Genomic DNA, 24,951 nt, shown 5'->3' on the forward strand with positions numbered 1-24,951 from the left:
GCCGCCCACACTAGGAGACGCGCGACGGCAGCTGTGAAGCGGGTGACACACATCACCCGTCCATGGGGAATTGAAGGGGTGCTTCCTTACGCTCCGTGCGCGCTCCGCGCACGCTCCGGCGAACTCCCATGCCTCGCGGACGCCGCATGTGGCAGTCGTGGCACGGCTGTTGTGAAGTCCGTCATGTTCCTCTTTGAGGTATTCGGCACATCGAGGCGCTGATCTACCCGGCGCAGGTGTGAGGTGTCTCGGCAGTCCGTTCGACCGGTGCGTGCCAGTTCCCCACGAGTGCGGCTCCGAGATGGTCCAGGTAGATCTCGGTCAGCGTCCTGAGCGAGTCGACGCTGGTGTCCCGCCCCTGCCCCCACAGCTGACCGGTCACCCGCATCACCCCGGAGAATGCGGCGACGGCGACCCGCGGCCGTGGGTCCGTCGCGATGTCGAGACCCTCGCGCGCGGCGATCACCTCGGCGATCTGGTTCTCCAGATCGATGCTGCGCCGCAGATGGGCGGCGAGCAGGGAGGGGGTCGACTCGATCATCCGGTACGTACGCATGTGGAGTTCGACCGTGACGAGTTCCTCGATCGCTTCCCCGATGCTGTTCCAGGCGCACAGCACCGCGCTGCGCATGGCTTCGAACGGGCTTTCTGTGGCGGGTCGTTGGCGCAGCTCCGAGAGGAAGCGCGACTCCACCATCTCCTGGACGGCGAAGGTGGTCTCCTCCTTGCTGGCGAAGTAGCGGAAGAAGGTGCGCTGGGAGACGTCGACGGCGTCGACGATCTCGTCGACGGTGGTCTCCTCGTACCCCTGGGTGGTGAAGAGCTCGAGGGCGGCGTGCAGCAAGGCGTCCCGGGTGCGTCGTTTCTTGCGCTCGCGCAGTCCGGTCGGGTGCTCCACGGCTCGCTGCCCGTCGGTCACTGAACTGGTCCTCTTTCTGGTATTTTGTCCGGCTCGGTGAACCTGTGAGCTACGAGACAGTTACCGGCTTGTGAAATGGTTTGTCAACTGTCAGTGACTGACACTAATCTCCCGGGCATGACTAGTCAGACCACCGTAGAAAAGGCGTCGCGGGAGCCGCAGGACACCCTCCCTCCCGCCCCGGCCAAGGGGTTGCGCGGCCACCCCTGGCTGACGCTCTTCTCCGTGGCCATCGGCGTGATGATGGTCGCGCTCGACGGCACGATCGTCGCGATCGCCAACCCCGCCATCCAGCAGGACCTGGGCGCCTCGCTCGCCCAGGTCCAGTGGATCACCAATGGCTACATGCTCGCACTCGCGGTCTCCCTGATCACCGCGGGCAAGCTCGGTGACCGGTTCGGCCACCGCCAGACCTTCCTGATCGGGGTCGTGGGCTTCGCCGCGGCCTCGGGGGCCATCGGCCTCTCCAGCAGCGTGGCCCTGGTGATCACGTTCCGGGTGCTGCAGGGCCTCTTCGGCGCCCTGCTGATGCCGGCCGCGCTCGGCCTGCTGCGCGCCACCTTCCCGGCCGAGAAGCTCAACATGGCGATCGGCATCTGGGGCATGGTCATCGGTGCATCGACCGCGGGCGGCCCGATCCTCGGCGGTGTGCTCGTCGAGCACGTCAGCTGGCAGTCCGTCTTCTTCATCAACGTGCCGGTCGGTGTGATCGCACTCCTGCTCGGCGTGGTGATCCTCAAGGACCACCGGGCCGAGAACGCACCGCGCTCCTTCGACATCGGCGGCATCGTGCTGCTGTCGCAGGCGATGTTCTGCCTGATCTGGGCGCTCATCAAGGGCGCCGAGTGGGGCTGGGGCGACTTCAAGACGGTCGCCTTCCTGGTGGCCGCCGTGGGCCTGTTCGCGGTGTTCGCCTTCTCGCAGAAGAACGTCAGGGAACCGCTGATCCCGCTGGCGATGTTCCGCTCGGTGCCGCTGTCCGCGGGCGTGGTCCTGATGGTGCTGATGGCATTCGCCTTCATGGGTGGACTGTTCTTCGTCACCTTCTACCTGCAGAACGTGCACGGCATGAAGGCCGTCGACGCGGGTCTGCACCTGCTGCCGCTGACCGGCATGATGATCGTCGGCTCCCCGCTCGCGGGCGTGCTGATCACCAAGCTCGGCCCGCGCGTCCCGCTCGTCGGCGGCATGGTGTGCACCGCGGTCGCCATGTTCGGGATGTCGCAGCTGGACACCGGCACCGGCACGGCGACGATGTCCATCTGGTTCGGTCTGCTCGGCCTCGGCCTCGCCCCGGTGATGGTCGGCGCCACCGAGGTCATCGTGGGCAACGCCCCGATGGAGCTCTCCGGTGTCGCGGGCGGTCTGCAGCAGGCCTCCATGCAGGTCGGCGGCAGCCTCGGTACGGCGGTGCTGGGCGCTGTCATGGCCTCCCAGGTCGACTCCCACCTCGCCGGCAACTGGGCGGACGCGAAGCTTCCGCCGCTCTCGCCCCAGCAGCTGGACCAGGCGTCCTCGGTCGTCGAGGTCGGCATTCCGCCGGTGGGATCCGGACTGCCCGCGCCGGTCGTGGAGAAGATCACGAACGTCGCGCATGACACGTTCGTGTCCGGCATGAGCACCGCGTTCATGGTCGCCGGCATCGTCGCAGTGGTCGCGGCGCTGGTCGCCACGCTCACCAAGCGCGGTGAGAACGCCGAGGCGGGCGCGGGCGCAGGCCACATCTGACCCCGCCGCCGGTCCTCGCCGGCCCCTCGCGCCGATGACGCCCGAGCGTCAACACAGCGCATACGACAGCCCCGCCGAACCTCTCCGGCGGGGCTGTCGCCTATCCGGGTGGTGTGGCCCGGAGCCCCTTCCGGTGGCGCTGTCCCGCAGGTCAGGGTGCGTGCAACTGATGCACACCACCACGGGGGTTGATTGATATGCGCACGACCGTTCTTGCCGCCGTACTGGCCGCCACCGCACTGATCCCGGCGGCCGCTTCGGCGTCGCAGACCGCACCGGCCGCGCACACGGCGCCGGTACGCCTCGGGACATGCGGGAGCGGTCAGCTCTGCTTCTGGGCGAAGCCGGACTTCACCGGCGCCCGGCAGATCCATGAGCTGTCCGGCACCGACATCGAGAGCTGTGTCCCGCTGCCGCCGGGCAGCAAGGCCCAGGCGCTCGCCAACCGCACCGGCCGTCCCGTCACCACCTATCAGTCCGCGGAGTGCGCCGAGACCGGCGAGTTCGAGACGTATCCGGGCGGCGGGACCTGGGTGCCGCAGTCCCCGTACCAGGTCAGGGCATTCAAGATCTGGGAGAACTGACCGCAGAGCCGGCCGGGGGGATGCCGAAGGGCGGCGGACCAGGAGGTCCGCCGCCCTTCGGCTCGACTCGTACGCCGGTCGTGCCTAGGCGTCGCCGCCGGCCGCGCCGGGATCGGCCGCGGCCACATCCAGGAGCTCGTACCGGTCGATCGCCGTCTTCAGCACCGAACGGTCGATCCGGCCCTCCCTCGCGAGCTCGGTGAGCACCGCGAGGACGATCGACTGCGCGTCGATGTGGAAGAACCGGCGGGCGGCGCCACGCGTGTCGGCGAAGCCGAAGCCGTCCGCACCCAGCGACTGGTACGTGCCGGGCACCCAGCGCGCGATCTGGTCCGGCACGGAACGCATCCAGTCGGAGACCGCCACGAACGGGCCCTCGGAGCCGGAGAGCTTCTGCGTGACGTACGGGACGCGCAGCTCCTCCTCCGGGTGCAGCAGGTTGTACTGCTCCACCTCCACGGCCTCGCGGCGCAGCTCGTTCCAGGAGGTCGCCGACCAGACGTCCGCCTTGACGTTCCACTCGTCGGCGAGGATCTGCTGCGCCTCGACCGCCCACGGGACCGCCACACCGGACGCCATGATCTGGGCCGGGATCATGCCCTTCTCGCCGCTCCTGAAGCGGTAGACACCCTTGAGGATGCCCTCGACGTCCACGTTCTCCGGCTCGGCCGGGTGCTGGATCGGCTCGTTGTAGACGGTGAGGTAGTAGAAGACGTCCTCGCTGTTCTCGCCGTACATCCGGCGCAGACCGTCCTTGACGATGTGCGCGATCTCGTACCCGAAGGCGGGGTCGTACGCGACGCAGCCCGGGTTCGTCGATGCGAGCAGCTGCGAGTGGCCGTCCGCGTGCTGCAGACCCTCACCGGTAAGCGTCGTACGGCCGGCGGTCGCACCCAGTACGAAGCCGCGCGCGAGCTGGTCGGCCATCTGCCAGAACTGGTCACCGGTGCGCTGGAAACCGAACATCGAGTAGAAGACGTACACCGGGATCAGCGGCTCGCCGTGCGTGGCGTACGCCGAACCCGCGGCGATCAGCGACGCCGTGCAGCCTGCCTCGGAGATGCCGTCGTGCAGCATCTGACCGGTCGGCGACTCCTTGTACGCGAGCAGCAGATCGCGGTCCACCGCCTCGTACTGCTGGCCCAGCGGGTTGTAGATCTTCGCGCTCGGGAAGAAGGCGTCCATGCCGAAGGTGCGGTACTCGTCGGGCGCGATCAGCACGAAACGCTTGCCGATCTCCTTGTCCCGCATGAGGTCCTTCAGGATGCGGACGAACGCCATGGTCGTGGCGATCGACTGCTGGCCCGAACCCTTCTTCGCGGTCGCGTACGTCTTGTCCTCGGGAAGGACCAGCGGCTTCGCGCGCACCACACGGGTCGGGACGTAGCCGCCCAGACCCTTGCGGCGGTCGTGCATGTACTGGATCTCTTCCGAGTCGCGGCCCGGGTGGTAGTACGGCGGGTAGCCCTCGTCCAGCTGCTTGTCCGTGATCGGGATGTGCAGCCGGTCGCGGAACCGCTTGAGGTCCTCGACCGTGAGCTTCTTCATCTGGTGGGTCGCGTTGCGGCCCTCGAAGTTCGGCCCGAGGGTCCAGCCCTTGACCGTCTGCGCGAGGATCACCGTCGGCTGGCCCTTGTGGGCCTTGGCCGCCGCGTACGCCGCGTACACCTTCCGGTGGTCGTGACCACCGCGGCCCAGGTGCAGGATCTGATGGTCGGACATGTCCTTGACCATCTCGCGCAGCCGCGGGTCGTCCCCGAAGAAGTGCTCACGGATGTACGCGCCCGTCTCGGTGGCGTACGTCTGGAACTGTCCGTCGGGCGTGGTGTTCAGCTTGTTCACCAGGATGCCCGTGCGGTCCTGCGCCAGCAGCGGGTCCCAGGAGCGGTCCCAGACCAGCTTGATGACATTCCAGCCGGCACCGCGGAACTGCGACTCCAGCTCCTGGATGATCTTGCCGTTGCCGCGCACCGGGCCGTCGAGGCGCTGCAGGTTGCAGTTGACCACGAAGGTCAGGTTGTCCAGGCCCTCACGGGCGGCGATGGAGAGCTGGCCGAGTGACTCGGGCTCGTCCATCTCGCCGTCACCGAGGTAGGCCCAGACGTGCGACTGGGAGGTGTCAGCGATGCCGCGCGCCTCCATGTACCGGTTCATCCGGGCCTGGTAGATCGCGCCCAGCGGACCGAGGCCCATCGAGACGGTCGGGAACTCCCAGAAGTCCGGCATCAGCCGCGGGTGCGGGTAGCTGGACAGGCCGTTCGGCGCCTTCGACTTCTCCTGGCGGAAGGCGTCGAGCTGCGCCTCGCTCAGCCGGTCGAGGAGGAACGCGCGGGCGTAGATGCCGGGGGAGGCATGCCCCTGGAAGAAGATCTGGTCGCCGCCGAGGCCGTCGTCCTTGCCCCGGAAGAAGTGGTTGAAGCCCACGTCGTACAGCGAGGCGGAGGAGGCGAACGTGGCGATGTGGCCGCCGACTCCGATCCCCGGGCGCTGGGCGCGCGACACCATCACGGCCGCGTTCCAGCGGGTCGCGTTGAGGACCTTGCGCTCGATCTCCTCGTCGCCGGGGAAGAACGGCTCGTCCTTCGTGGCGATCGTGTTCACGTAGTCCGTGCTGCGCATCTCCGGCACGGCGACACGCTTCTCGCGCGCGCGCTCGATGAGCCGGAGCATCAGGTAGCGGGCCCGCTCACGCCCGCGCTCGTCGACGGCGGCGTCGAGGGAGTCGAGCCATTCCTGGGTTTCTTCGGGATCGAAGTCCGGGACCTGGCTCGGAAGGCCGCCAATGATGATCGGGTTGCGATCGGATCCGGAAGCCACGCTGTTCCTTCGCTGTTCGGTGGTGCTCTACGGGGCCTGATAACGGGAGGCATGCCCCCGGGATGTATGCATGTACGTCATCACCATCGTGTACCGCGAGGACGCAAACGTCATCTCTACCCAGGGGTAACCGTCAGGTTGTGAGACATCACGTCCGGTGCGCGAGGACGGTTCGGCAGACGGGTGGGACCAAACCGCAACCATACGCCCAACCCGTCCAAGCGTTCCCAAAGGCTGTTCGACTCCGATTGGCGGACCGAAACGGCATAAGCTGTTCAAGGACGTAATGCTGTTCAAGCACGTAAAGGGTGTGGACGGCAGCGTCGGGCCCCGCAAGGGACATGCCGATCGTGCGGCGACGTGGCAGGGAACGTCACCGTTTAGGCGGTCTCGCACGCTGGGTACTTGCGCGATCCGCCGCGCCCGTGTGGACTACGGCCAACGCCCCGCGCACGCGCGTGGCTGAAGCATTTTCCGAAACATGATCAGGAGGCAACCCGTGAGCGCGACCGCGGACCACGCGGAGGAACGGACCAACTCGGCTGCACGGCTGGGGTTCGAGCCCGGACAGGTGGTCCAGGAGATCGGCTACGACGACGACGTCGAGCAGGAGCTCCGTGAGGGCATTGAGGCCACTACCGGCCAGGAACTCGTCGATGAGGACTACGACGACGTCGCTGACGTCGTTCTGCTGTGGTTCCGCGACGAGGACGGCGACCTTACGGACGCGCTGGTGGATGCCATTGGTCTGATCGAGGACGGCGGTGCGGTCTGGCTGATGACGCCGAAGACCGGCCGCGAGGGATACGTCGAACCGAGCGACATCAACGAGGCTGCACAGACAGCCGGTCTTTCCCAGACCAAGAGCATCAATGCGGGCAAGGACTGGACGGGCAGCCGTCTTGTCACCCCGAAGTCGGCCAAAGCCAAGCGCTGAACCGCACTCACCACGAGGCCCCCGCCGGTCGTGCACCGGCGGGGGTCTTCGTATGCCCGGGAGCGGGCCCGCAGGCGTCGGTGCGCGGGCGGCGCGTGGCCCGCGACGGCCCTGCGGAAGGGCTCTGCGTAGGGTGGGAGTCCACCCGGACAGCCCAGCCCGGTGAAGCAGTGAAGGGACGCGTATCCATGGCGATCGAGGTCGGCACCAAGGCCCCGGATTTCGAGCTCAAGGACAACCACGGCCGGACCGTGAAGCTCTCCGACTTCCGCGGCGAGAAGAACGTGGTCCTGCTGTTCTACCCGTTCGCCTTCACCGGCGTGTGCACGGGTGAGCTCTGCGCCCTCCGCGACGAGCTGCCGAAGTTCGAGAACGACGACACGCAGCTCCTCGCCGTCTCCAACGACTCCATCCACACCCTTCGTGTCTTCGCCGAGCAGGAGGGCCTCGAGTACCCGCTGGTCTCGGACTTCTGGCCGCACGGCGAGACCTCGCGGGCCTACGGCGTCTTCGACGAGGAGAAGGGCTGTGCGGTGCGCGGCACCTTCATCATCGACAAGGAGGGCGTGGTGCGCTGGACCGTCGTCAACGGCCTGCCCGACGCGCGCGACCTCAACGACTACGTCAAGGCCCTCGACGCGATCTGATCCGGATTCGGCGGATCTTCCGGCGACGATCCGGGCGATCTCCCGGGCTCCCGGCCAAAAGCCTGTTTTGGCCGGGAACCGGTCACTAGGATCCACTCGTTGATCCGATGCCAACGCACGACGGAGGCGCCGGCACCTGTCGGCCTCTGATGAAACCAATGGGAGGACTCGTGGGAGTCAGCCTCAGCAAGGGCGGCAACGTCTCGCTGACCAAGGCCGCGCCCAACCTGACCGCGGTCATCGTCGGTCTCGGCTGGGATGCCCGTACCACCACCGGCGGAGACTTCGACCTCGACGCCAGCGCCCTGCTGACGAACGCGGCGGGCAAGGTCGGCAACGACGGGAATTTCGTCTTCTTCAACAACCTCAAGAGCCCCGACGGCTCCGTCGAGCACACCGGTGACAACCTCACCGGTGAGGGCGAGGGCGACGACGAGGTCATCAAGGTGAACCTGGCCGGCGTTCCGGCCGATGTCGACAAGATCGTCTTCCCGGTCTCGATCTATGAGGCCGAGTCCCGCCAGCAGAGCTTCGGCCAGGTGCGCAACGCGTACATCCGCGTGGTCAACCAGGCCGACAACAGCGAGCTCGCGCGGTACGACCTGAGCGAGGACGCCTCGACGGAGACCGCCATGGTCTTCGGCGAGCTGTACCGCAACGGTGCGGAGTGGAAGTTCCGTGCCATCGGTCAGGGTTACGCCTCGGGCCTGCGCGGCATCGCGCAGGACTTCGGCGTCAACGTCTGAGCACGGTCCAGAAGGCGTGACCGGGCGGCGCCTGCGAAGGCACTGCCCGGGCCACGTCCAGCACGTCCCCGTCCGGCGCCGCACCCAGTGCGGCGCCGGACGCGCACAACAGACGGTCCGTCGACGGACGGTTCATCGATAGACGGTCACAGACAGACGGTTCATCGACTCGGGGAGGACACACACCATGGGCGTCACGCTCGCCAAGGGAGGCAATGTCTCCCTCTCCAAGGCCGCACCCAACCTCACCCAGGTGCTCGTCGGCCTCGGCTGGGACGCGCGATCCACCACCGGAGCCGACTTCGACCTCGACGCCAGCGCGCTGCTGTGCCAGTCGGGCCGGGTGCTGGGCGACGAGTGGTTCGTCTTCTACAACAACCTCACGAGCCCCGACGGCTCCGTGGAGCACACGGGCGACAATCTCACCGGTGAGGGCGACGGCGACGACGAGTCGATCATCGTGAACCTCACTCAGGTGCCCGCCCACTGCGACAAGATCGTTTTTCCGGTCTCGATCCATGAGGCCGACAACCGCGGACAGACTTTCGGCCAGGTCAGCAATGCGTTCATCCGCGTGGTGAACCAGGCGGACGGCCAGGAACTCGCGCGCTACGACCTCAGCGAGGACGCCTCGACCGAGACCGCGATGATCTTCGGTGAGCTTTACCGCTACAGCGGCGAATGGAAGTTCCGTGCAGTGGGACAGGGGTACGCGTCGGGGCTGCGAGGCATCGCTCTAGACTTCGGGGTCAACGTTTCGTAAAGCCGCGCACGGCGCGGGGGAGCCCCGCACACACCCGGGGGAGACCCGTACTTACACGATGGGGTAGCCAGTGCTTCTGAAAACCTTCGGCTGGTCGTTCGCGATTACCGCGCTCGGCCTGGTCGCAGCGGTGTTCTACGGGGGGTGGGAGGCCCTCGGGGTGGTCGCGATCCTTTCCGTCCTCGAGATCTCGCTGTCCTTCGACAATGCGGTGGTCAACGCCGGAATCCTGAAGAAGATGAATGCCTTCTGGCAGAAGATCTTCCTCACGATCGGTGTCCTCATCGCGGTCTTCGGTATGCGGCTGGTCTTCCCCGTCGTGATCGTGGCCATCACCGCCAAGTTGGGTCCCATCGAGGCGGTCGATCTCTCGTTCAACCAGCCCGACCGCTATCAGGAACTGGTCACGGACGCCCACCCGGCGATCGCCTCCTTCGGTGGCATGTTCCTGCTGATGATCTTCCTCGACTTCATCTTCGAGGAGCGTGACATCCAGTGGCTGCGCTGGATCGAGCGTCCGCTCGCCAAGCTCGGCAAGGTCGACATGCTGTCGGTCTGCATCGCGCTCATCGTGCTGCTGATCTCGGCCATGACCTTCGCGACCCAGGCGCACCAGCACGGCGGCGGTCACGCGGACAAGGCGGAGACCGTTCTGCTCGCGGGTGTCGCGGGTCTGATCACGTACCTCATCGTCGGCGGTCTCTCCAGCTACTTCGAGAACAAGCTCGAGGAAGAGGAGGAGCGCGAGCACGAGGCCGAGGAAGAGGCCAGGAAGACCGGCAAGAAGCTCTCCGCGGTGGTCCTCTCCGGCAAGGCCGCGTTCTTCATGTTCCTCTACCTCGAGGTGCTCGACGCGTCCTTCTCGTTCGACGGTGTCATCGGTGCCTTCGCCATCACCAACAACATCGTGCTGATGGCCCTCGGCCTCGGTATCGGCGCCATGTACGTCCGGTCGCTCACGGTCTACCTGGTCCGTCAGGGCACCCTCGACGACTACGTCTACCTGGAGCACGGCGCGCACTACGCGATCGGCGCGCTGTCCGTCATCCTGCTCGTCACCATCCAGTACCAGATCAACGAGATCATCACCGGCCTCGTCGGCGTCGTGCTGATCGCCTGGTCCTTCTGGTCCTCGGTCCGGCGCAACAAGGCGCTGGAGGCCGGAGGCGGCGACGACAACTCGGGCTCCAAGGCGGAAGTCCCGTCCGGGGTGTGACCCGGTAGGGATTGAGGAACGCTCTCAGCGGGGCGGTTCGTACGGCGACGGTTCTCCGGGGACACCCGGAGCCGGCCCGGGGGCCGCCCCGCAGTGATGCGCGCGGGGCCGGGCAGTACCGAGAGGTGTGGGGGTTGGGGATGGCGTTCTGGGACGGCCTGTGGCCGAGGCGCGAAGCGCAGTTCGAGTCAGGGAACGCGGCGACCAACTCCATCGTGCTCTCCAAGCGGCACGCCACGGTCTCGCTGACCAAACAGGGCGCGCTGACCGGCAACCTCCGGGTCAATCTCTCCTGGCGGATGCGTACGTCCGACATCGAGGGCCGATCGCGGCAGAGCGGCCGGCTGCTGCGGCCGTTCAAGCTCTTCCAGCCCGATGTGGTCCAGGCCCACACCCAGGGCGTGGTCAACGTCGACCTGGACCTCGGCTGCATGTACGAGCTGAAGGACGGCACCAAGGGCGTCGTGCAGCCGCTGGGCAACCTGATCGGCGACCTGAACGGGCCGCCGTACATCAGGCTCAGCGGGGACGACCGCTTCGGGGCGCCGTCGGGGGAGACCGTGTACGTCAACCTCGACCAGCGGGACCAGATCAAGCGGCTGCTGTTCTTCGTCTACATCTACGACCAGACGCCGGCCTTCGACCGTACGCACGCCAAGGTGACGCTCTACCCGGGCAACGGGCCGCGGATCGAGATCGAGCTCGACGAGAGGGCCCCGCAGGCCCGCTCGTGCGCCGTGTTCACCGTGGAGAACGTCAAGGACGAGCTGATCGTGCGGCGCGAGGTGAAATTCGTCTACGGCTTCCAGTCGGAGCTGGACCGGCTGTACGGCTGGGGGATGCAGTGGGGCCGAGGCTACAAGTCACGGGCCTGAGGCCGCCTGTCCTTGACACCCGGGTCTGAGACCTGAGTGCCGGTCCTGGGTCCCGGCTGAGACCGATTGCCGGTCCGCGGACCGGGATCAGGCCCGCGGCGCCGGGCCGGTCAGGACCGGACGAACTGCGGGCCCTGCGGCGGCAGGACGAAATTCGGGTCCGGGGCGGGCTGTGCAGCCGCCGCGGGCTGCGGATACCCGTACGCGGGCTGTGCGGAGGCCGGCTGCGGGTAGCCGTAGGCCGGCTGGGGAGCCGGGACGGGCGCTGCAACCGCTGTCGGCTGCGGGTAGCCGTACGCGGGCTGCTGGTGCTGGACCGTGGCCTGCGGGTCGGGGCCGGGCGCGGGGGGAAACACGGGAGCGGGCGGTGCGGCAGCCGGCACGGGCGCCGGGGCGTGCGAAGGGCTGGGCGATCCGGCCGCATCGGGCTCGGCCGCGGCCTCCGCCTCGTCGACCGAGATGCCGAACGCCGTCGCGAGACCTACCAGACCCGTCGGGTAGCCCTGGCCGACCGCCCTGAATTTCCAGCCATCGCCGCGCCGGTAGAGCTCACCGCAGATGATCGCGGTCTCCTCGCCGGTCTCCGGCCGCACATCGAACACGGCGAGCGGATCCCCGCCCGCCGAGCCCGCGTCGTACACCAGGATGCGCAGATCGCGGACCTGCTGGAAGGCGGCGCCGTCCGAGGACGCGGCGATGACCACCTGCTCGACCGAGGGGTCGAGCGCGCCCAGGTCGGCCTCGATGGTGTCGGTCAACCCCTCGGCGGCACTGCGCTTCGGCAGTCGCCGTACCAGGCCGGAAGGGTGCCTGGGCTGGTTGTAGAAGACGAAGTCCTCGTCGGAGCGCACACGGCCCCCGGTGCCGAGAAGCAGGGCCGAAGCGTCCACATCGGGGACCCCGGCGCCCGGGGTCCAGCGCAGCACGGCCCGTACGGCCGTGGCATCGAGGGGGACGTTCGAGCCCTTCAGCATCGCGTGCGTCATGGCGGTCATCCTGCCTGCTGGCTGCCCGCGCAGACAACGCGGGGGTCGCAACCCATGTCCCGGCATCGCGTCGGAACCACGCCCCCCGCGCCTTCGGAACCGTCGGGAAATGGACGAGTTACCCGAAATTCATGCACGCAGGGAACTCTCGACACCAGTCTTTACGTACTATTACCGGCCATGCGTTGTCCGGTCGGCCAGGCAGTACGGGGGAAATATATGCGGCATTTCGGGCACATCTCGCCCGCTGCGCGGAAGGGCCTGTTCCATCGGGAGCCCGGCGAATTCGGTGCGGGCTCGCCCACCCGCATGCTTTCGGCCGCCCTGGGCGCCACCCTCTACTCCCCGGCCACCCGGCCGCGGCTCGCGGACGACATCATCAAACAGGCCGGGCGCGGTGTCGTCTCGATGGTGCTGTGCCTGGAGGACTCGATCGACGACTCCGAGGTGACGGCGGCCGAGGAGAACCTGGTCAGACAGTTCACCGACCTCGCGGCGCGGGATGCCGAGGTGCCGCTGCTCTTCATCCGGGTCCGTGAACCGGAGCAGATCACGGACCTGGTCAACCGGCTCGGCACCTCCGCCCGATTGTTGTCCGGATTTGTACTTCCGAAGTTCACGGAAGAGCGTGGCGTGCCGTTCATGGAGGCACTCACCAAGGCCGAGACGGCCACGCGCCGGCGGCTCTTCGCGATGCCCGTCCTCGAATCCCCGGAGCTGCTTCATCTGGAGTCCCGTGGCGAGACGCTGCAGGGAATCGCCCGTACCGTGGACAGATACCGGGACCGGGTGCTCGCGCTGCGGCTCGGGGTCACCGATTTCTGCTCGGCGTACGGACTGCGCAGGGCGCCCGACATGACGGCGTACGACGTGCAGCTCGTTGCCGCGGTCATCGCTGACGTGGTCAATGTGCTGGGCCGGGCCGACGGCACCGGTTTCACCATCACCGGCCCGGTGTGGGAGTACTTCCGACTTCAGGAGCGCATGTTCAAACCGCAGCTGCGCCGCAGCCCCTTCCTGGAGGGCCGGGCCGAGGAGCTGCGCACAGAGCTGATCGAGCACGACCTGGACGGGCTGCTGCGGGAGATCGAGCTCGACCGGGCCAACGGGCTGCTCGGCAAGACCTGCATCCACCCGTCGCACGTCGCGCCCGTCCACGCACTGTCCGTGGTCAGTCACGAGGAGTTCACCGATGCACAGGACATCATGCGGCCGGAGCGGGGAGGCGGTGGAGTGATGCGCTCCGCGTATACGAACAAGATGAACGAAGTGAAGCCCCACCGGGCCTGGGCCGAGCGCACGCTGCTGCGGGCCGAGGTCTTCGGCGTGGCGAAGGAAGACGTCGGGTTCGTGGATCTGCTGGCCGCGGGCCTCGCGGAATGAGCGAGTCCCGATGAGCGAGCGCGCAGCAAGGAAAGAGACGGCGAACGTGGTGTGGTCGGGTAGCTGGGTGGCGGAGCGACTGGGCGTCGAGCTCGTCGGCAACGGGGCGCCCGGAGGCGACGGGGAGCTCCGGGAGCTACTCGGCCTCGCTCTGCGCCGCAATCCCAAACGGGCCCATCTGCTCGTCTCCAATGTGCTGGGCAAGCATGTGCCGCAGAGGCCGTCCGTGGTCTACGGGGCGGGCTTCGAACTCGGCCTGAGGGTGCGCGAGCTCCTCGGGGAGGCGCCGGCGCGCCGGTCGGTGGTCCTCGGGTACGCGGAGACGGCCACCGGTCTCGGCCACGCGGTCGCCGACGGACTCGGAGTGGCGCCGTATCTCCACTCGACGCGCCGCCCGGTCGAGGGCGTGGTCCGGGCGGGCGGCTTCGAGGAGTCGCACTCGCACGCGACCTCGCATCTGCTGCTGCCGGAGGACCCGACGCTGCTCGGGACCGGCGGTGAGGGCCGGGCGGGAGAGCCGCTCGTGCTGGTGGACGACGAGTTCTCCACGGGCAACACCGTGCTCAACACGATCCGCGCGCTGCACGAGCTGTACCCACGCGACCGGTACGTGATCGTGGCCCTGGTGGACATGCGGTCGCCGGCCGACCGCGGACGCCTGACCGAGTTCGCCGCGGAGATCGGCGCACGCGTCGACCTGGTGGCGAGGGGAACGGGCACGGTCCGCCTCCCGGACGGCGTCCTGGAGAAGGGGCAGGCGCTGGTCGCCGCCCATGAGCGGGCCGCCGAGGCCGGCGACGGCGTGGCTGCCGCAGCCGGGGCCGGATCACCGGTACCGGGGCGAGCGACCGACACCTTCTGCACCCGAGTGGAGCTGGGGTGGCCGGCGGGGGTGCCCGACGGCGGCCGGCACGGCTTCACCCCCGCACATCGCGCGACCCTGGAATCGGCCCTTCCGGCCATGGCCGCCCGCATCGCCGACGCCCTGGACGGCGACGCCCGCCGCGTACTGGTCCTCGGCTTCGAGGAACTGATGTACGCACCGCTCCGGCTCGGCACGGCCCTGGAGGCCCACACCGACGCCGAGGTGCGCTACTCGACCACCACGCGTTCCCCCGTTCTCGCCGTCGACGACCCCGGCTACGCGATACGCAGCCGTCTGGTCTTCCCGGCCCACGACGACCCGGCCGACGGCCCCGGCGACCGCTTCGCCTACAACGTCGCGGGTGCCGGTTTCGACGCGGTCGTGGTGGTCGTCGACTCCACCGCCGACACCCCGGAGCTGCACGCCCCCGGCGGCCTGCTGGCGGAGCTGGCCGCGCACACCTCCCACATCCTGCTGGCCGTCGTCCCCTCGTACGTCCCGTACGCCTTCTCACCCGCCCCCGAACGGCAGGAACCTCCTATGCTGCCCGAGCCCCTTCGCGGCCCCGTCTTCTCCTCCTACGAGCCGGACGACGTCGGATGGCTGCTCCAGGACCTCTCGGACACCGAGCTGGAGGCGCCCACCGAGGAGCGCGAGGAAGCGATACAGAGCGGTGGCGCGCACTACGCCGAGTCGCTGCCCGTCGAATACCAGCCGTCCGCCGAGTACCAGGACCTGTTCAAGGCGGCCCTGGACCTGTCGGCCGCCCGCATCGCACGGGCCGTCGGCACCGTCACCGAGACGGTTCTCGCCGAGCGCAGCCCCCGTCCCGTTCTCGTCTCCCTCGCCCGGGCCGGAACCCCGGTCGGTGTGCTGATGCGCCGCTGGGCGCAGCACCGGCACGGATTCGATCTGCCGCACTACGCCGTCTCCATCGTGCGCGGACGGGGCATCGACGCCAATGCCCTGCGCTGGCTGGCCGCCCACCACAACCCGGCGGACGTCGTCTTCGTCGACGGCTGGACCGGCAAGGGGGCGATCACCCGTGAACTGTCGGCGGCGCTCGCCGAGTTCGAGGGCTTCGATCCCGAGATCGCGGTCCTGGCCGACCCGGGCGGCTGTGTCCGTACCTACGGCACCCGTGAGGACTTCCTCATCCCGTCCGCCTGCCTCAACTCCACCGTCTCCGGACTGATCTCGCGCACGGTGCTCCGTTCCGACCTGGTCGGCCCACATGACTTCCACGGCGCGAAGTTCTACCGGGAGCTGGCGGACGCCGATGTGTCCGGCCACTTCCTCGACACCGTCGCCGAGCACTTCGACGAGGTCGTCGACGCAGTGGACGCCGAGGTCAAGGAGCTGCTCGCCGCGGACCGCGCCCCGACCTGGGACGGCTGGGCGGCCGTCGAGCGCATCAGCGCGGAGTACGGCATCCACGATGTGAACCTGGTCAAGCCCGGCGTCGGCGAGACCACACGCGTACTGCTGCGACGCGTGCCGTGGAAGATCCTCGCCAAGCGCGGCGCCGGCGCCGACCTCGAGCACATCAGGCTGCTGGCCGAGCAGCGCGGAGTACCGGTCGAAGAGGTCGACGAACTCCCGTACACCTGCGTCGGACTGATCCACCCGAAGTACACCCGGGGAGCGACGGGAGCGGACGGCAAGGCGGTGGCGTCACAGTGACCACCCCGAGCTCCCTGACCACCCCGGGCTCCGTGACCATCCCGACGCCCACGGCCGCCCCGGCCCCGATGGCCGCCCGGACCGCTCCCGCCGGCTCCGTGACGCTGGTCGCCAGCGACCTCGACCGCACCCTCATCTACTCGGCGGCGGCGCTCCAGCTCTCCATGCCGGACGCCGAAGCCCCCCGGCTGCTCTGCGTCGAGGTGTACGGCCACAAGCCGCTCTCCTATCTCACGGAGACGGCCGCCGAACTCCTCGAAGAGCTGGCCCGCACCACGGTCTTCGTGCCCACGACCACCCGCACCCGTGAGCAGTACCAGCGCATCAGACTCCCCGGCCCCGCACCGGAGTTCGCCATCTGCGCGAACGGGGGACACCTCCTGGTCGACGGGGTGTCCGACCCCGACTGGCAGGCGCAGGTGGCCCGCCGGCTCGCCGACGAGTGCGCCTCCCTCGCCGAAGTCCGCGCCCACCTCGCCGCCGCTGCGGACCCTGCCTGGCTCCTCAAGGAACGGGTCGCCGAGGACCTCTTCGCCTATCTCGTCGTCGAACGCTCGCTGCTGCCCGCGGGATGGGTGGGGGAGCTGGCCGAGTGGGCGGACCCCCGCGGCTGGACCGTGTCGCTCCAGGGCCGCAAGATCTACGCCGTGCCCAAGCCGCTCACCAAGAGCGCCGCGATGAACGAAGTCGCCCGCCGCGCCGGCGCCACGCTCACCCTCGCCGCCGGTGACTCGCTCCTCGACGCCGACCTGCTTCTCGCCGCCGACCACGCCTGGCGCCCCGGCCACGGCGAACTCGCCGACACCGACTGGAGCGCCCCGCACGTCGACGTACTGACGGAGAACGGTGTGGCGGCGGGCGAGGAGATCCTCCGGCGTTTCCTTCGGGCTTCCGTCCCGCAGCAGGGCCCCCGGCAGGGAACAGTGGTACCTGAGGCCGTGACCGGTCTGCCCGGCAGGTGACCAGCGTGCCGGGCAGGTGACCGCCTGCCCGGCAGGCACAGAGGGAGTGCGCGATGAGCAAGGGAAACGAAACCAAGATCACGGACGAGCTGTACGCGTACATGCTGGCGCACAACCCGCCGCTCGACGCGGTACAGCGTGAACTCGTCGCGACCACGTACGCGCACCTTCCCGAACAGGCGGGGATGCAGTCCGCCGAGGAGCAGGGCCCACTGCTCGCCTTCCTCGTACGGCTGACGGGTGCCCGGCACATCGTCGAGGTCGGGACGTTCACCGGGTTCTCGGCCCTGGCGATGGCGCAGGCACTGCCCGCCGACGGACGGCTGATCGCCTGCGACATCTCGGAGGAGTGGACCGCCTACGGCCGCGAGGCGTGGGAGAAGGCAGGTGTCGCCGACCGGATCGAGCTCCGCATCGCCCCCGCTCTCGACACCCTGGGGGCCATGCCGTCCGAGCCGCACATCGATCTGGCCTATCTGGACGCGGACAAGGGCAACTACATTCCGTACTGGGAAGAGCTGGTGCCGCGGATGCGCCGGGGCGGCCTGATCGTCACCGACAACGTGCTGTTCCACGGCGGTGTGACCGACCCACGGGCGACCGGCGGAGCGGCGGCCATCAAGGAGTTCAACGAGCATGTGGCCGCAGATCCGCGGATGGACAGCGTGATGCTCACCGTGGCGGACGGACTGACCCTCTCCCGTAAGCGGTAGCCACCGCCCGCCCGGCCGGGTCAGCCGCAGCAGCCCCCACCGCAGCAGCCGCCGCCGCCCGACGGGGCGGCCGGCGCGGACTTGGCCGATGCCCCGCCCACGGCCACCGCGGAGAGGAGCTTCACCGTGTCCTCGTGCCCGGCAGGGCAGGAGGCAGGGGCCGACGACTCGGCCATCGGACGGCTGAGTTCGAACGTGTCTCCGCAGGAGCGGCAGCGGTATTCGTAACGAGGCATGGCCCCAGGCTAACCGGCGGGCACCACGGCTACCGCGTAATACGGCTCCGGCCGGCAACCGGCATCGACGAACTCCGGTCGTGGCGCTGTTCCACGGCGGCCTCATCGGGATGGCGGGCACGCCAGTACGGGTTGTCGTGCGGGAGCCCGCCGCTGACCCTTCCGTACATCCCGAACATCATCAGCATCAGCCCGACGACAAAGCTGAACAGGACGTTCTGCATGCGGAAGGCGAGGAAATTGAAGCCGGTGTCGAGCAGTGCCAGATTGATGAAGCCACTGAGGATGAACGCGATACCCAGGACCATGTTGACCGTCGAGGCGAAGTTGCCGCCGATCACCATCCCGACGAACAGGAGCAGGCCGACGCAGATGGAGAGGACGCTGAGCGCCCCATTGGTGTTCAGGCCCGCGACAGTCGCTTCGCCCGTGTTGAAGAAGCCGATCTTGTCGATGATTCCCAGGATGCCGAAGGCGAGCAGCAACAGTCCCATCAACCCCGCCCCTACGCGATAGATGCTGTTGAGCCGGTGATCGATCGGGAGATGGTCGTCGAGCCGAGCGGCTCTGCTGCGCCGTGCGGGCTTCTGTGCACGTCGCCGCGGGGGATGCACTGCATGGGTAGCCATGGGGGCCTCCTTCGCGATACCACCAGGATCCGCCCCGCGCACGGCCGCGACAACTCGGCTCAGCCGCCGGCGCCCCGCTCCTCACGGATCTCCGAGACCACCCGTGCCGCCGTCTGCCGCACGGATTCGGTCTCGGTCAGGAAGTGCCAGTAGTCGGGGTGGCGACCCTCCAGCCCGGCGATCGCGTGCTCCAGCCGGGCCACGGCATCGTCCAGTGGCCGGGCGTGGCGCGGCTCGGGTGTGTTGCGCCCCGCCATGGCCAGGCGCTGGGCGTCGCGGATGGCGAACCTGGTCCGCTGGATCTCCTGCTGGGGGTCCTTGGCCACGTCGTCGAGGCGGCGCAGCCGGTCCCCGGCCGCGGACACGGCCTCGTCCGTCGCGTTCAGCAGGGCCCGTACGGTGGACAGCCGCGACGTCGCATCGGCCCAGCGCTGCTCGTCCCGCGCCTTGGTGGCCTCCTTGAGCTTCTCCTCGGCCTGCCGCACATTGACCGCAGCTTGCTCGGGCACGGGCTGGAGGTCCTGCCAGCAGGCAGCGGTGAACCGCCGCCGCAGCTCGCTCAGCACCGGCTCCACCGTGCCGGCGCGCGTCGTCAGCGCCTGGGCTCGCGTGCGCAGCGACACCAGCCGGTGGTCGATCTCCGCGGCGCGCTCGGGAAGCTGCGCCGCCTCGGCCCGCACGGCCTCGGCGCCGCGCAGCACCTGATCGGCGCGTTGCAGCGTCTCCGGTACGCCGTGCCGGCCGGCGCCCTGGTTGAGCTTGGTCAGTTCGGGGGCGAGGGCCGCCAGGCGCGCGGCGAGATCGTCCGCCCGCAGTCCGGACGCGCGCGCCGCGTCGAGAGCATTGCTCGCACCGAGGAGCGCCTGTCGCGCCCGTTCGACGGCGGGCGCGAGCCGGGCGAGCTGCGTCTCGGCATTCCCCAGGAGCGGACCGAGTCCCTGCGCGAACCGTTCCAGCTCGCCCTTGACCCGCACGAGCTCGTCCTTGGCGGCGGTCAGCTCCGTCCGGGCACGCGCCGCGACCGCCGGCTCAAGATCGTCGCGATCGAGGTCGTGGGCGTCGACCGCCGTGATGTACGCATGGCTGGCCTCGTCGATCCGCCGCCCCAGCGCGGCGAAATCGTCCACGGCCTTCCGCGCGGCGGGCGAGCTGTCCACCGCGGTGATCGTCTCGATCGAGATCTTCAGATCGCGCTGAGCCGTGTCCAGCTCGTAGAAGGCCTCCGCGGCCGCGTCCTTCGCCGCCTGCGCATCGGCACGCTGGTTCTCCCCGCGACCGCCGAACCAGCGCCGCGTACCACCACCGGCGAAGGCGGCCGGCAACGCCGCGGCGAGCAACGGCACCGGCAGCAGCATCAATCCGAGGACGTCCCTGACGGCGGTTCTGCCACCCGCTCCTGCCTGTGGCCGCGCGTGTGTCGCCGTCACATCCCTCTCCCGTGCCGTATCGCCTTGCCCGGTTCATTCTCCCACCAGGTAAGGACGAACACACGGGCCCGTTAGTTCGCGGTTCGAACCGTGATTTCCCCGTTGTCGCTGCGCGCCTTCACCACATGCGGACTGCTGTCGCTGCGCGGCACCCGCACCGAGATGTCTCCGTTCCTGGCGACGGCGGTCACCGCGTACGCCTGCGACCCCTTCGGCAGCTCGATGGTCACCCGCCCGTTGTCACTGACGGTGTCCACCCGATCCGGCACGGCCGTGAACCCGAGCCGGATCTCCCCGTTGTCCGCCTGCGCGGAGACGGACGTGCTGGAGATCCGCTCCGTGACGACGCCCCCGTTGTCGCTCTCCAACTTCAGCGGCGCACTGGAGTCACGCACGGTCACCTTCCCGTTGTCGGAGCGGAGCGTGAGAGGAGTGTCGAACCCGGAGGCGACGACCCTGCCGTTGTCACCGTCCACCGTCACCGCGACCCCACGCGGCACCTTCACCTGATGCAGGGCCTCGCAGTTGCTGACGACCGCCGTGCACTTCACCCGCAGCGTGAGCCTGCCGTCCCGCATCGTCCAACGCGCGTCGGGCCCGTTCCCGAGCACCACCCACCCGTCGACGCGACGCGTCACCTCGACCTTGTCCACATCCGCCGGTACGAGCTCCACGGCCGTATTGCCGGAGTCGATCGTCAGGGACTTCCCCCCGAACGCGAACGACTTGTGCTCGACCGGTGCGTCATCCACGTCCGCACTTCCGCAACCGGACAGCCCCAGGACGACGACTACGGCTCCGACGGACGCGACGAGTGTGCGAGTGCGGGTATGGAGTGCCACGGTGATCGATCCCCCGTCCAGGTCCGGGGGGCTTCTCCCACCGGTGTGGGACCACCGTAGGGAGCGCGGCAGCCCGGGGTGAATCCGGACGGCTACCGTATGCGGGGTGGGGATATCCCCCGAATCCCCTGCTCCTCGCCGGCCCGGTCAACCGTTTGTGAGCATGGGCCATGCGGCATGTACGCTGTTCCTTCATCCACGGGTGCGTAGCTCAGGGGTAGAGCGCTGCTCTTACAAAGCAGATGTCGGCGGTTCGAAACCGTCCGCGCCCACAGTAGGAAACCGCAGGTGAGAGCCTGAATAGGCCCTCCGGTCCACACGGACCGGAGGGCCTTTTCCATGATCGAGGCCACATAGGGGCCACATCGCCCGGCGGCGAGCACTGCTGATCACTCGATAGAGGGACTGGAAACGTGGCCGGTACACCGTAGAGTGCGGCGCATGGGAGGGGCAGGTGTGTCTCCCCGCGCGCGCCTGACACGCGCCTCCCGAAATTCTGTGGTGTTCCGGCGGGGAGGCCGGGCCCACAGGAGCGAGGCCCCCACCGGGTTTGTCGGTGGGGGCCTTCTGCTGTCCAACGTAGACCGCCCCGCACCCTGGTGGGTACGGGGCGGGACGCCTTGACCAAGTCGTGGCGTCTGTCGGCGCTTTTCGACGGACACGCGAACGTCGATGCACCGCTTGGTGGCCGCTTCGGAGCGCGTCCGGTGCGGCTGCTCGGGGATCGCAGGTGATGCATGTGCCCGAGGCATGGGCTCACGATCGATTGGTGATCACGAATGCACAATGAGTATTGGACTAGTCCACGCGGAAGGGTTGGGCCCCGCACGCGTGGCCGAATTCATGATCGACAAGCCCGCCCGCACCCCGACCACCGCCGGCCTCGGGTACGGGCGGGAGATCAGCTGCGCCACGCGGTGCCGGGATGGTTCCACGACGTGCGGGTGTGGGGGTCAAAGTGGTCCCCCTTGTGGTGGGGGTCCCGTCGGCAGCGTGCTGCCGTTTTGGGGTCCATGTCCCAGCAGACGTGGGTGATGACGTTGCTGGACTCGGTCTTCATGCCCGCCCCCGGTGCAGCGGGTCAGCAGGCCGATTCTCGGTCCGCTCCGTGCACGCCTCAGTGTCGGCGCAGGCGCGAGGGAACCACGAGTACGCGGCCCCGTCGGTCGGCCGGGCGCGCTGCTCGCCCATGTCGATGTCGTCGCCCACCGTGAGGGGGTGTCGGCACCAGACACAACGCCACCCGCGGCGCTGCTGCTCGGTGAGCTCGTTGGCTGGCGGTAGATCCCTCACGGTCATAGCGGTCCCCGGCTCGTCGCTGATCGGTGGGACGAGCGTGCCAGGGATTGATGGTCACAACGCTCACAGTTTTGTGAGCGTGCGGGCCTACAAACCGATCCAGGTGGCCATGGTGACGAGGGACTCCGACGTGCGGCGACTGGTGTGGAGCAGGCCGACGACGGTCTCACGAGTACGCGGGTGATAGCGGGTCTGCTCGGGGGCCGTCCGTCGTGCTGCGACCAGGTGGCGCAACGAGGCGTCCGGGTGTCCGGTCTCCATCTCGACGAGCGCACGGTCCACGAGATACCGGGACCGCCGTGAGGTCAGCGTTGCCGGCGGAAGCTTTACGGCGCGGGCCTGGCACAACGCGTCGTCGTATCGGCGCATGGCAATGGCCGCGCCCATCTCGTGCAAGGTGACGTTCATCTGGCCGAACGACAGCCAGTGAACCTCACGAGCCTCACCACCGACGCGAGTGGCCAGCTCGCGAGCCGCGGCGATGTGCTGCTCCACAGCACTGCTGTTCCCTGCCCGCGCGGCCACGGCCGACGCGCCAAGGTGCAGTTGCCCCGCAACCGCCAGCCCCTCCCGTGACGTCTGGTCGGCAACCAGCCTCTGGCCTGCCTCCACCAGGCGCCGCCCGAGACCAGGCTCCGCCTCCGCATGCCCGAGCGCCCGGCGGTACTGACGGATCGCAGCGAGACACGGGTCAGACGCGCGATCAGCGGCCCACCCCATACGGTCGAGAGCGAGGAGTGCGAGGTCCGGAAACCCCAGCTTCGTCGCAATGTCGTGGGCGGTGCGGTACGTGGAGGCCAGGGCGCGCCATGCCTCTGTGGAAGGCGCTGTGTGGGCTGTGAGGGTCAGGTTCCCGATGACGTCTGGGAGGGCGCGGGCGGCCCGGTGCAGGTGGGTTGCCCGGACCTCCTGACACAGGCGGTCAGCGTCGAGGACCAGCTTGGCTACGGGGCGCGTGGGTGTGAGGCCGCCCGGAGCGAGGTCGTACAGGGCAAGAGACTCACGGATGGGACGTACCAGGGGGGCGAGGCGCCCATGCTGCATGTCGGTCACGTGGGGCGGTCCAGTGAGGAGAGTGACGTCGATCCCGAGGGCGGCAGCCACGGCATCGGTGAACGCGGCGGAAGCGACCCGGGCCCCGCACTCCACCTGATTGAGCAGGCTGTAGGAGTAGGGGATCCGCTCCGCCAGTGCGCGCTGGCTCAGCTGAGCTAACCTCCGCTGCTCCTTGATGCGTTCGCCAGTGCCGCTGCTGCCGAGTGTGGGCATACTGGTACCTCGTTCCTGACTCGTCATCTGGAACGGTACCCGCGCGATCGTGCGCTGGACCTCAATCGCCCCTGATCCAAACAGGATTGGGGGCGGTTGCATGTTCGAACCCAGGCGCGATGGGATGGCGACATGACGACTCTCTACCTTCTCGGCTCCGCCGCACCGCCGGTCCTGGAGATCGCCTCGGTGATCGAGGACGTCCAGTCCCGCGGCTACGATGTGTGCCTCGGTCTGACCCCGTCGGCCGCTCGCTGGCTGGATCCGCAACTGCCGCAGCTGGAGCAGCTGACCGGGCACCCGGTGCGGTCCGAGTACAAAGCGCCGACAGCGTCGGACGTATGGCCCCCGGCGGACGTGGCACTGTTCGCGCCGGCCACGTTCAATAGCCTGAACTCGTGGGCTCTCGGGCTCACGTCGAGCTTCGTCGTGGGCTTTGCGGCCGAGGCGATCGGGAAGGGTATCCCGCTCGTCACGATGCCGTGCGTAAACTCCGCCTACGCGCAGCATCGTGCGCTCGATCGAAGCGTTGCCGAGCTGCGAGGCATGGGGGTTACGGTGCTGTACGGCCCTGGTGGATTCGAGCCGAACCAGCCCGGTGAGCGTCGGCCCTACCCGTGGCACCTCGCGCTCGATGCCGTTGCCAGCTCTACGGCGTGACCTGCGGCTGATTAGGACCCGGTCCGCATGTGCTCACGCACCAGCTCGTGAATGTCCTCGGGCTCCGGGGGGATACCGGCGCGCTCCATGCGGTAGATCAGCCGGTCCACCGTCCAGGAGTAGGCGCGCTGCAATGCGCGCATGCCCTTCAGCTCGGAGCGGATCTCGCCGTTTTCCCGGTCGACCCTGTCGGCCGTCTCTTTGAGGATCGCGAGGTCCACCGTGCGCTGCGCGGGCTCGGCAGCCAGGCGCTGCGCCTCACGCTGGTCTGCCGCCGTACGTCGGGCAGCGCGCGCCGCGACGATCGCGCACACCACCGTGGCCAGTGCCGTGACCAGCGTCCCTACAAATACCGCCGCCCCACTCATGCGTCACCGGTCTTTCTGCTGTGCGGTACGGAATGCTCCCGAGTCCTCGACGACTGGAGGACGGCGGCGGCGAGGGCCAGCCACAAGAGGCCAGCCCACAGACCGCGCGGGTAATCGCCGAGAGCACCCGCGACGAAATACGACATGGACCAGGTGAGTGGGGGCACCAGGGCCACGATGAAACCGGGCCAGTCCCACGGCGGGCGGGCGAGGGACACGGCGGCCGTGATGATGCCGGCGCCGAGCCATACCCATGCCCAGCAGTGGAGGGGGGCGAACTGGAGGAGCAGGCGGAACGGGCGCACATCGGGCAAGGGTGCGGCGACGACGCCGTACCCCCAGCAGATCCACGCCACGGACCAGAGGAGGAGCCATTGCCCGCGGCGGCCCAGACGTG

At 68.7% G+C, this 24,951-nt stretch carries 24 protein-coding genes and 1 tRNA gene; 14 read left to right on the top strand and 11 right to left on the bottom strand.

From position 1 onward, the window contains the following. Window positions 1-223: 223 nt before the first annotated feature. On the bottom strand, window positions 224-919 hold the full coding sequence (locus OHB49_RS28625) for a TetR family transcriptional regulator (RefSeq protein WP_052189425.1): 696 nt from the start codon (window positions 917-919) through the stop codon (window positions 224-226). Between the two features lie 240 nt (window positions 920-1,159). Here OHB49_RS28625 and OHB49_RS28630 point away from each other — a divergent pair, with 240 nt between their 5' ends. Together OHB49_RS28630 and OHB49_RS28635 are read left to right on the top strand one after the other, a co-directional pair. Beyond that, window positions 1,160-2,647 carry an MFS transporter gene (locus OHB49_RS28630; RefSeq protein WP_443079674.1) on the top strand — a complete coding sequence of 496 codons (1,488 nt, stop codon included), beginning with the start codon at window positions 1,160-1,162 and terminating at the stop codon, window positions 2,645-2,647. 197 nt (window positions 2,648-2,844) lie between these two features. After that, window positions 2,845-3,231 (top strand): peptidase inhibitor family I36 protein, encoded by a 387-nt coding sequence (locus tag OHB49_RS28635; protein WP_030970330.1) that lies wholly within the window; start codon window positions 2,845-2,847, stop codon window positions 3,229-3,231. A gap of 84 nt (window positions 3,232-3,315) precedes the next feature. Here the strand turns inward: OHB49_RS28635 and aceE are convergent, their stop codons facing one another. Then, window positions 3,316-6,048, bottom strand: coding sequence for a pyruvate dehydrogenase (acetyl-transferring), homodimeric type (gene aceE / locus OHB49_RS28640; RefSeq protein ID WP_030970332.1), 2,733 nt, complete (start codon window positions 6,046-6,048; stop codon window positions 3,316-3,318). A gap of 499 nt (window positions 6,049-6,547) precedes the next feature. Here aceE and OHB49_RS28645 point away from each other — a divergent pair, with 499 nt between their 5' ends. From OHB49_RS28645 to OHB49_RS28655, 3 genes are all read left to right on the top strand, one after another. After that, a complete protein-coding gene (locus OHB49_RS28645) occupies window positions 6,548-6,985 on the top strand; it encodes a DUF3052 domain-containing protein (protein ID WP_030925917.1) in 438 nt (145 codons plus the stop codon). Window positions 6,986-7,173: 188 nt separating this feature from the next. Further along, window positions 7,174-7,632, top strand: a complete 459-nt coding sequence (locus tag OHB49_RS28650) for a peroxiredoxin (protein WP_030925918.1) — start codon at window positions 7,174-7,176, stop codon at window positions 7,630-7,632. Between the two features lie 170 nt (window positions 7,633-7,802). After that, window positions 7,803-8,378 carry a TerD family protein gene (locus OHB49_RS28655; RefSeq protein WP_030925919.1) on the top strand — a complete coding sequence of 192 codons (576 nt, stop codon included), beginning with the start codon at window positions 7,803-7,805 and terminating at the stop codon, window positions 8,376-8,378. On the opposite strand, the gene OHB49_RS28660 is transcribed toward OHB49_RS28655, so the two are convergent. After that, window positions 8,368-8,514, bottom strand: coding sequence for a hypothetical protein (locus OHB49_RS28660; protein ID WP_329163902.1), 147 nt, complete (start codon window positions 8,512-8,514; stop codon window positions 8,368-8,370). The two genes, OHB49_RS28655 and OHB49_RS28660, sit on opposite strands and share 11 nt — an antisense overlap. Window positions 8,515-8,565: 51 nt before the next feature. Between OHB49_RS28660 and OHB49_RS28665 the strand changes: the two genes are divergently transcribed. The 3 genes from OHB49_RS28665 to OHB49_RS28675 all read left to right on the top strand — a co-directional run bounded on the left by OHB49_RS28665 (window position 8,566) and on the right by OHB49_RS28675 (window position 11,232). Continuing rightward, window positions 8,566-9,141, top strand: a complete 576-nt coding sequence (locus tag OHB49_RS28665; RefSeq protein ID WP_030970334.1) for a TerD family protein — start codon at window positions 8,566-8,568, stop codon at window positions 9,139-9,141. Window positions 9,142-9,211: 70 nt separating this feature from the next. Next, the gene (locus OHB49_RS28670; protein WP_030970336.1) at window positions 9,212-10,357 is read left to right on the top strand and encodes a DUF475 domain-containing protein; all 1,146 of its coding nucleotides are present in this window, start codon (window positions 9,212-9,214) and stop codon (window positions 10,355-10,357) included. A 140-nt stretch (window positions 10,358-10,497) separates the two neighbouring features. After that, on the top strand, window positions 10,498-11,232 hold the full coding sequence (locus tag OHB49_RS28675) for a TerD family protein (RefSeq protein WP_030925925.1): 735 nt from the start codon (window positions 10,498-10,500) through the stop codon (window positions 11,230-11,232). A gap of 110 nt (window positions 11,233-11,342) precedes the next feature. Here the strand turns inward: OHB49_RS28675 and OHB49_RS28680 are convergent, their stop codons facing one another. Beyond that, a complete protein-coding gene (locus tag OHB49_RS28680; RefSeq protein ID WP_329163903.1) occupies window positions 11,343-12,218 on the bottom strand; it encodes a TerD family protein in 876 nt (291 codons plus the stop codon). 219 nt (window positions 12,219-12,437) lie between these two features. Here OHB49_RS28680 and OHB49_RS28685 point away from each other — a divergent pair, with 219 nt between their 5' ends. From OHB49_RS28685 to OHB49_RS28700, 4 genes are all read left to right on the top strand, one after another. Beyond that, window positions 12,438-13,601, top strand: a complete 1,164-nt coding sequence (locus tag OHB49_RS28685; RefSeq protein WP_329163904.1) for an HpcH/HpaI aldolase/citrate lyase family protein — start codon at window positions 12,438-12,440, stop codon at window positions 13,599-13,601. 10 nt (window positions 13,602-13,611) lie between these two features. Continuing rightward, on the top strand, window positions 13,612-16,149 hold the full coding sequence (locus OHB49_RS28690) for a phosphoribosyltransferase (protein ID WP_329163905.1): 2,538 nt from the start codon (window positions 13,612-13,614) through the stop codon (window positions 16,147-16,149). Window positions 16,150-16,217: 68 nt separating this feature from the next. Further along, window positions 16,218-17,111 carry an HAD family hydrolase gene (locus OHB49_RS28695; RefSeq protein WP_329166653.1) on the top strand — a complete coding sequence of 298 codons (894 nt, stop codon included), beginning with the start codon at window positions 16,218-16,220 and terminating at the stop codon, window positions 17,109-17,111. A gap of 53 nt (window positions 17,112-17,164) precedes the next feature. Beyond that, entirely contained in the window at window positions 17,165-17,824 is a 660-nt protein-coding gene (locus tag OHB49_RS28700; protein ID WP_030970344.1) for an O-methyltransferase, read from the top strand. Between the two features lie 20 nt (window positions 17,825-17,844). Here OHB49_RS28700 and OHB49_RS28705 read toward each other — a convergent pair whose 3' ends face one another. The 4 genes from OHB49_RS28705 to OHB49_RS28720 all read right to left on the bottom strand — a co-directional run bounded on the left by OHB49_RS28705 (window position 17,845) and on the right by OHB49_RS28720 (window position 20,958). Further along, window positions 17,845-18,060: an FmdB family zinc ribbon protein gene (locus OHB49_RS28705; RefSeq protein WP_329163906.1), complete on the bottom strand. Its 216-nt coding sequence runs from the start codon at window positions 18,058-18,060 to the stop codon at window positions 17,845-17,847. A 29-nt stretch (window positions 18,061-18,089) separates the two neighbouring features. After that, window positions 18,090-18,689, bottom strand: a complete 600-nt coding sequence (locus OHB49_RS28710) for a DUF4383 domain-containing protein (protein WP_329163907.1) — start codon at window positions 18,687-18,689, stop codon at window positions 18,090-18,092. Window positions 18,690-18,748: 59 nt separating this feature from the next. Then, window positions 18,749-20,116 (bottom strand): hypothetical protein, encoded by a 1,368-nt coding sequence (locus OHB49_RS28715; protein WP_329163908.1) that lies wholly within the window; start codon window positions 20,114-20,116, stop codon window positions 18,749-18,751. Between the two features lie 71 nt (window positions 20,117-20,187). Then, window positions 20,188-20,958 (bottom strand): DUF4097 family beta strand repeat-containing protein, encoded by a 771-nt coding sequence (locus OHB49_RS28720; RefSeq protein ID WP_329163909.1) that lies wholly within the window; start codon window positions 20,956-20,958, stop codon window positions 20,188-20,190. A 200-nt stretch (window positions 20,959-21,158) separates the two neighbouring features. On the opposite strand from OHB49_RS28720, the gene OHB49_RS28725 reads away from it, so the two are divergent. After that, window positions 21,159-21,230, top strand: a tRNA-Val gene (locus OHB49_RS28725). Window positions 21,231-22,344: 1,114 nt separating this feature from the next. On the opposite strand, the gene OHB49_RS28730 is transcribed toward OHB49_RS28725, so the two are convergent. After that, on the bottom strand, window positions 22,345-23,526 hold the full coding sequence (locus OHB49_RS28730; protein WP_329163910.1) for a helix-turn-helix domain-containing protein: 1,182 nt from the start codon (window positions 23,524-23,526) through the stop codon (window positions 22,345-22,347). A gap of 132 nt (window positions 23,527-23,658) precedes the next feature. On the opposite strand from OHB49_RS28730, the gene OHB49_RS28735 reads away from it, so the two are divergent. Next, entirely contained in the window at window positions 23,659-24,186 is a 528-nt protein-coding gene (locus tag OHB49_RS28735; protein WP_329163911.1) for a flavoprotein, read from the top strand. A gap of 11 nt (window positions 24,187-24,197) precedes the next feature. On the opposite strand, the gene OHB49_RS28740 is transcribed toward OHB49_RS28735, so the two are convergent. After that, a complete protein-coding gene (locus OHB49_RS28740; RefSeq protein WP_329163912.1) occupies window positions 24,198-24,554 on the bottom strand; it encodes a hypothetical protein in 357 nt (118 codons plus the stop codon). After that, complete coding sequence (locus OHB49_RS28745) at window positions 24,551-24,910, bottom strand: hypothetical protein (protein WP_329163913.1); 360 nt, start codon at window positions 24,908-24,910, stop codon at window positions 24,551-24,553. The genes OHB49_RS28740 and OHB49_RS28745 overlap by 4 nt, the downstream gene beginning before the upstream one ends. Between the last annotated feature and the right edge of the window lie 41 nt (window positions 24,911-24,951).

Source organism: Streptomyces sp. NBC_01717 (assembly GCF_036248255.1).
Lineage (GTDB): Bacteria > Actinomycetota > Actinomycetes > Streptomycetales > Streptomycetaceae > Streptomyces.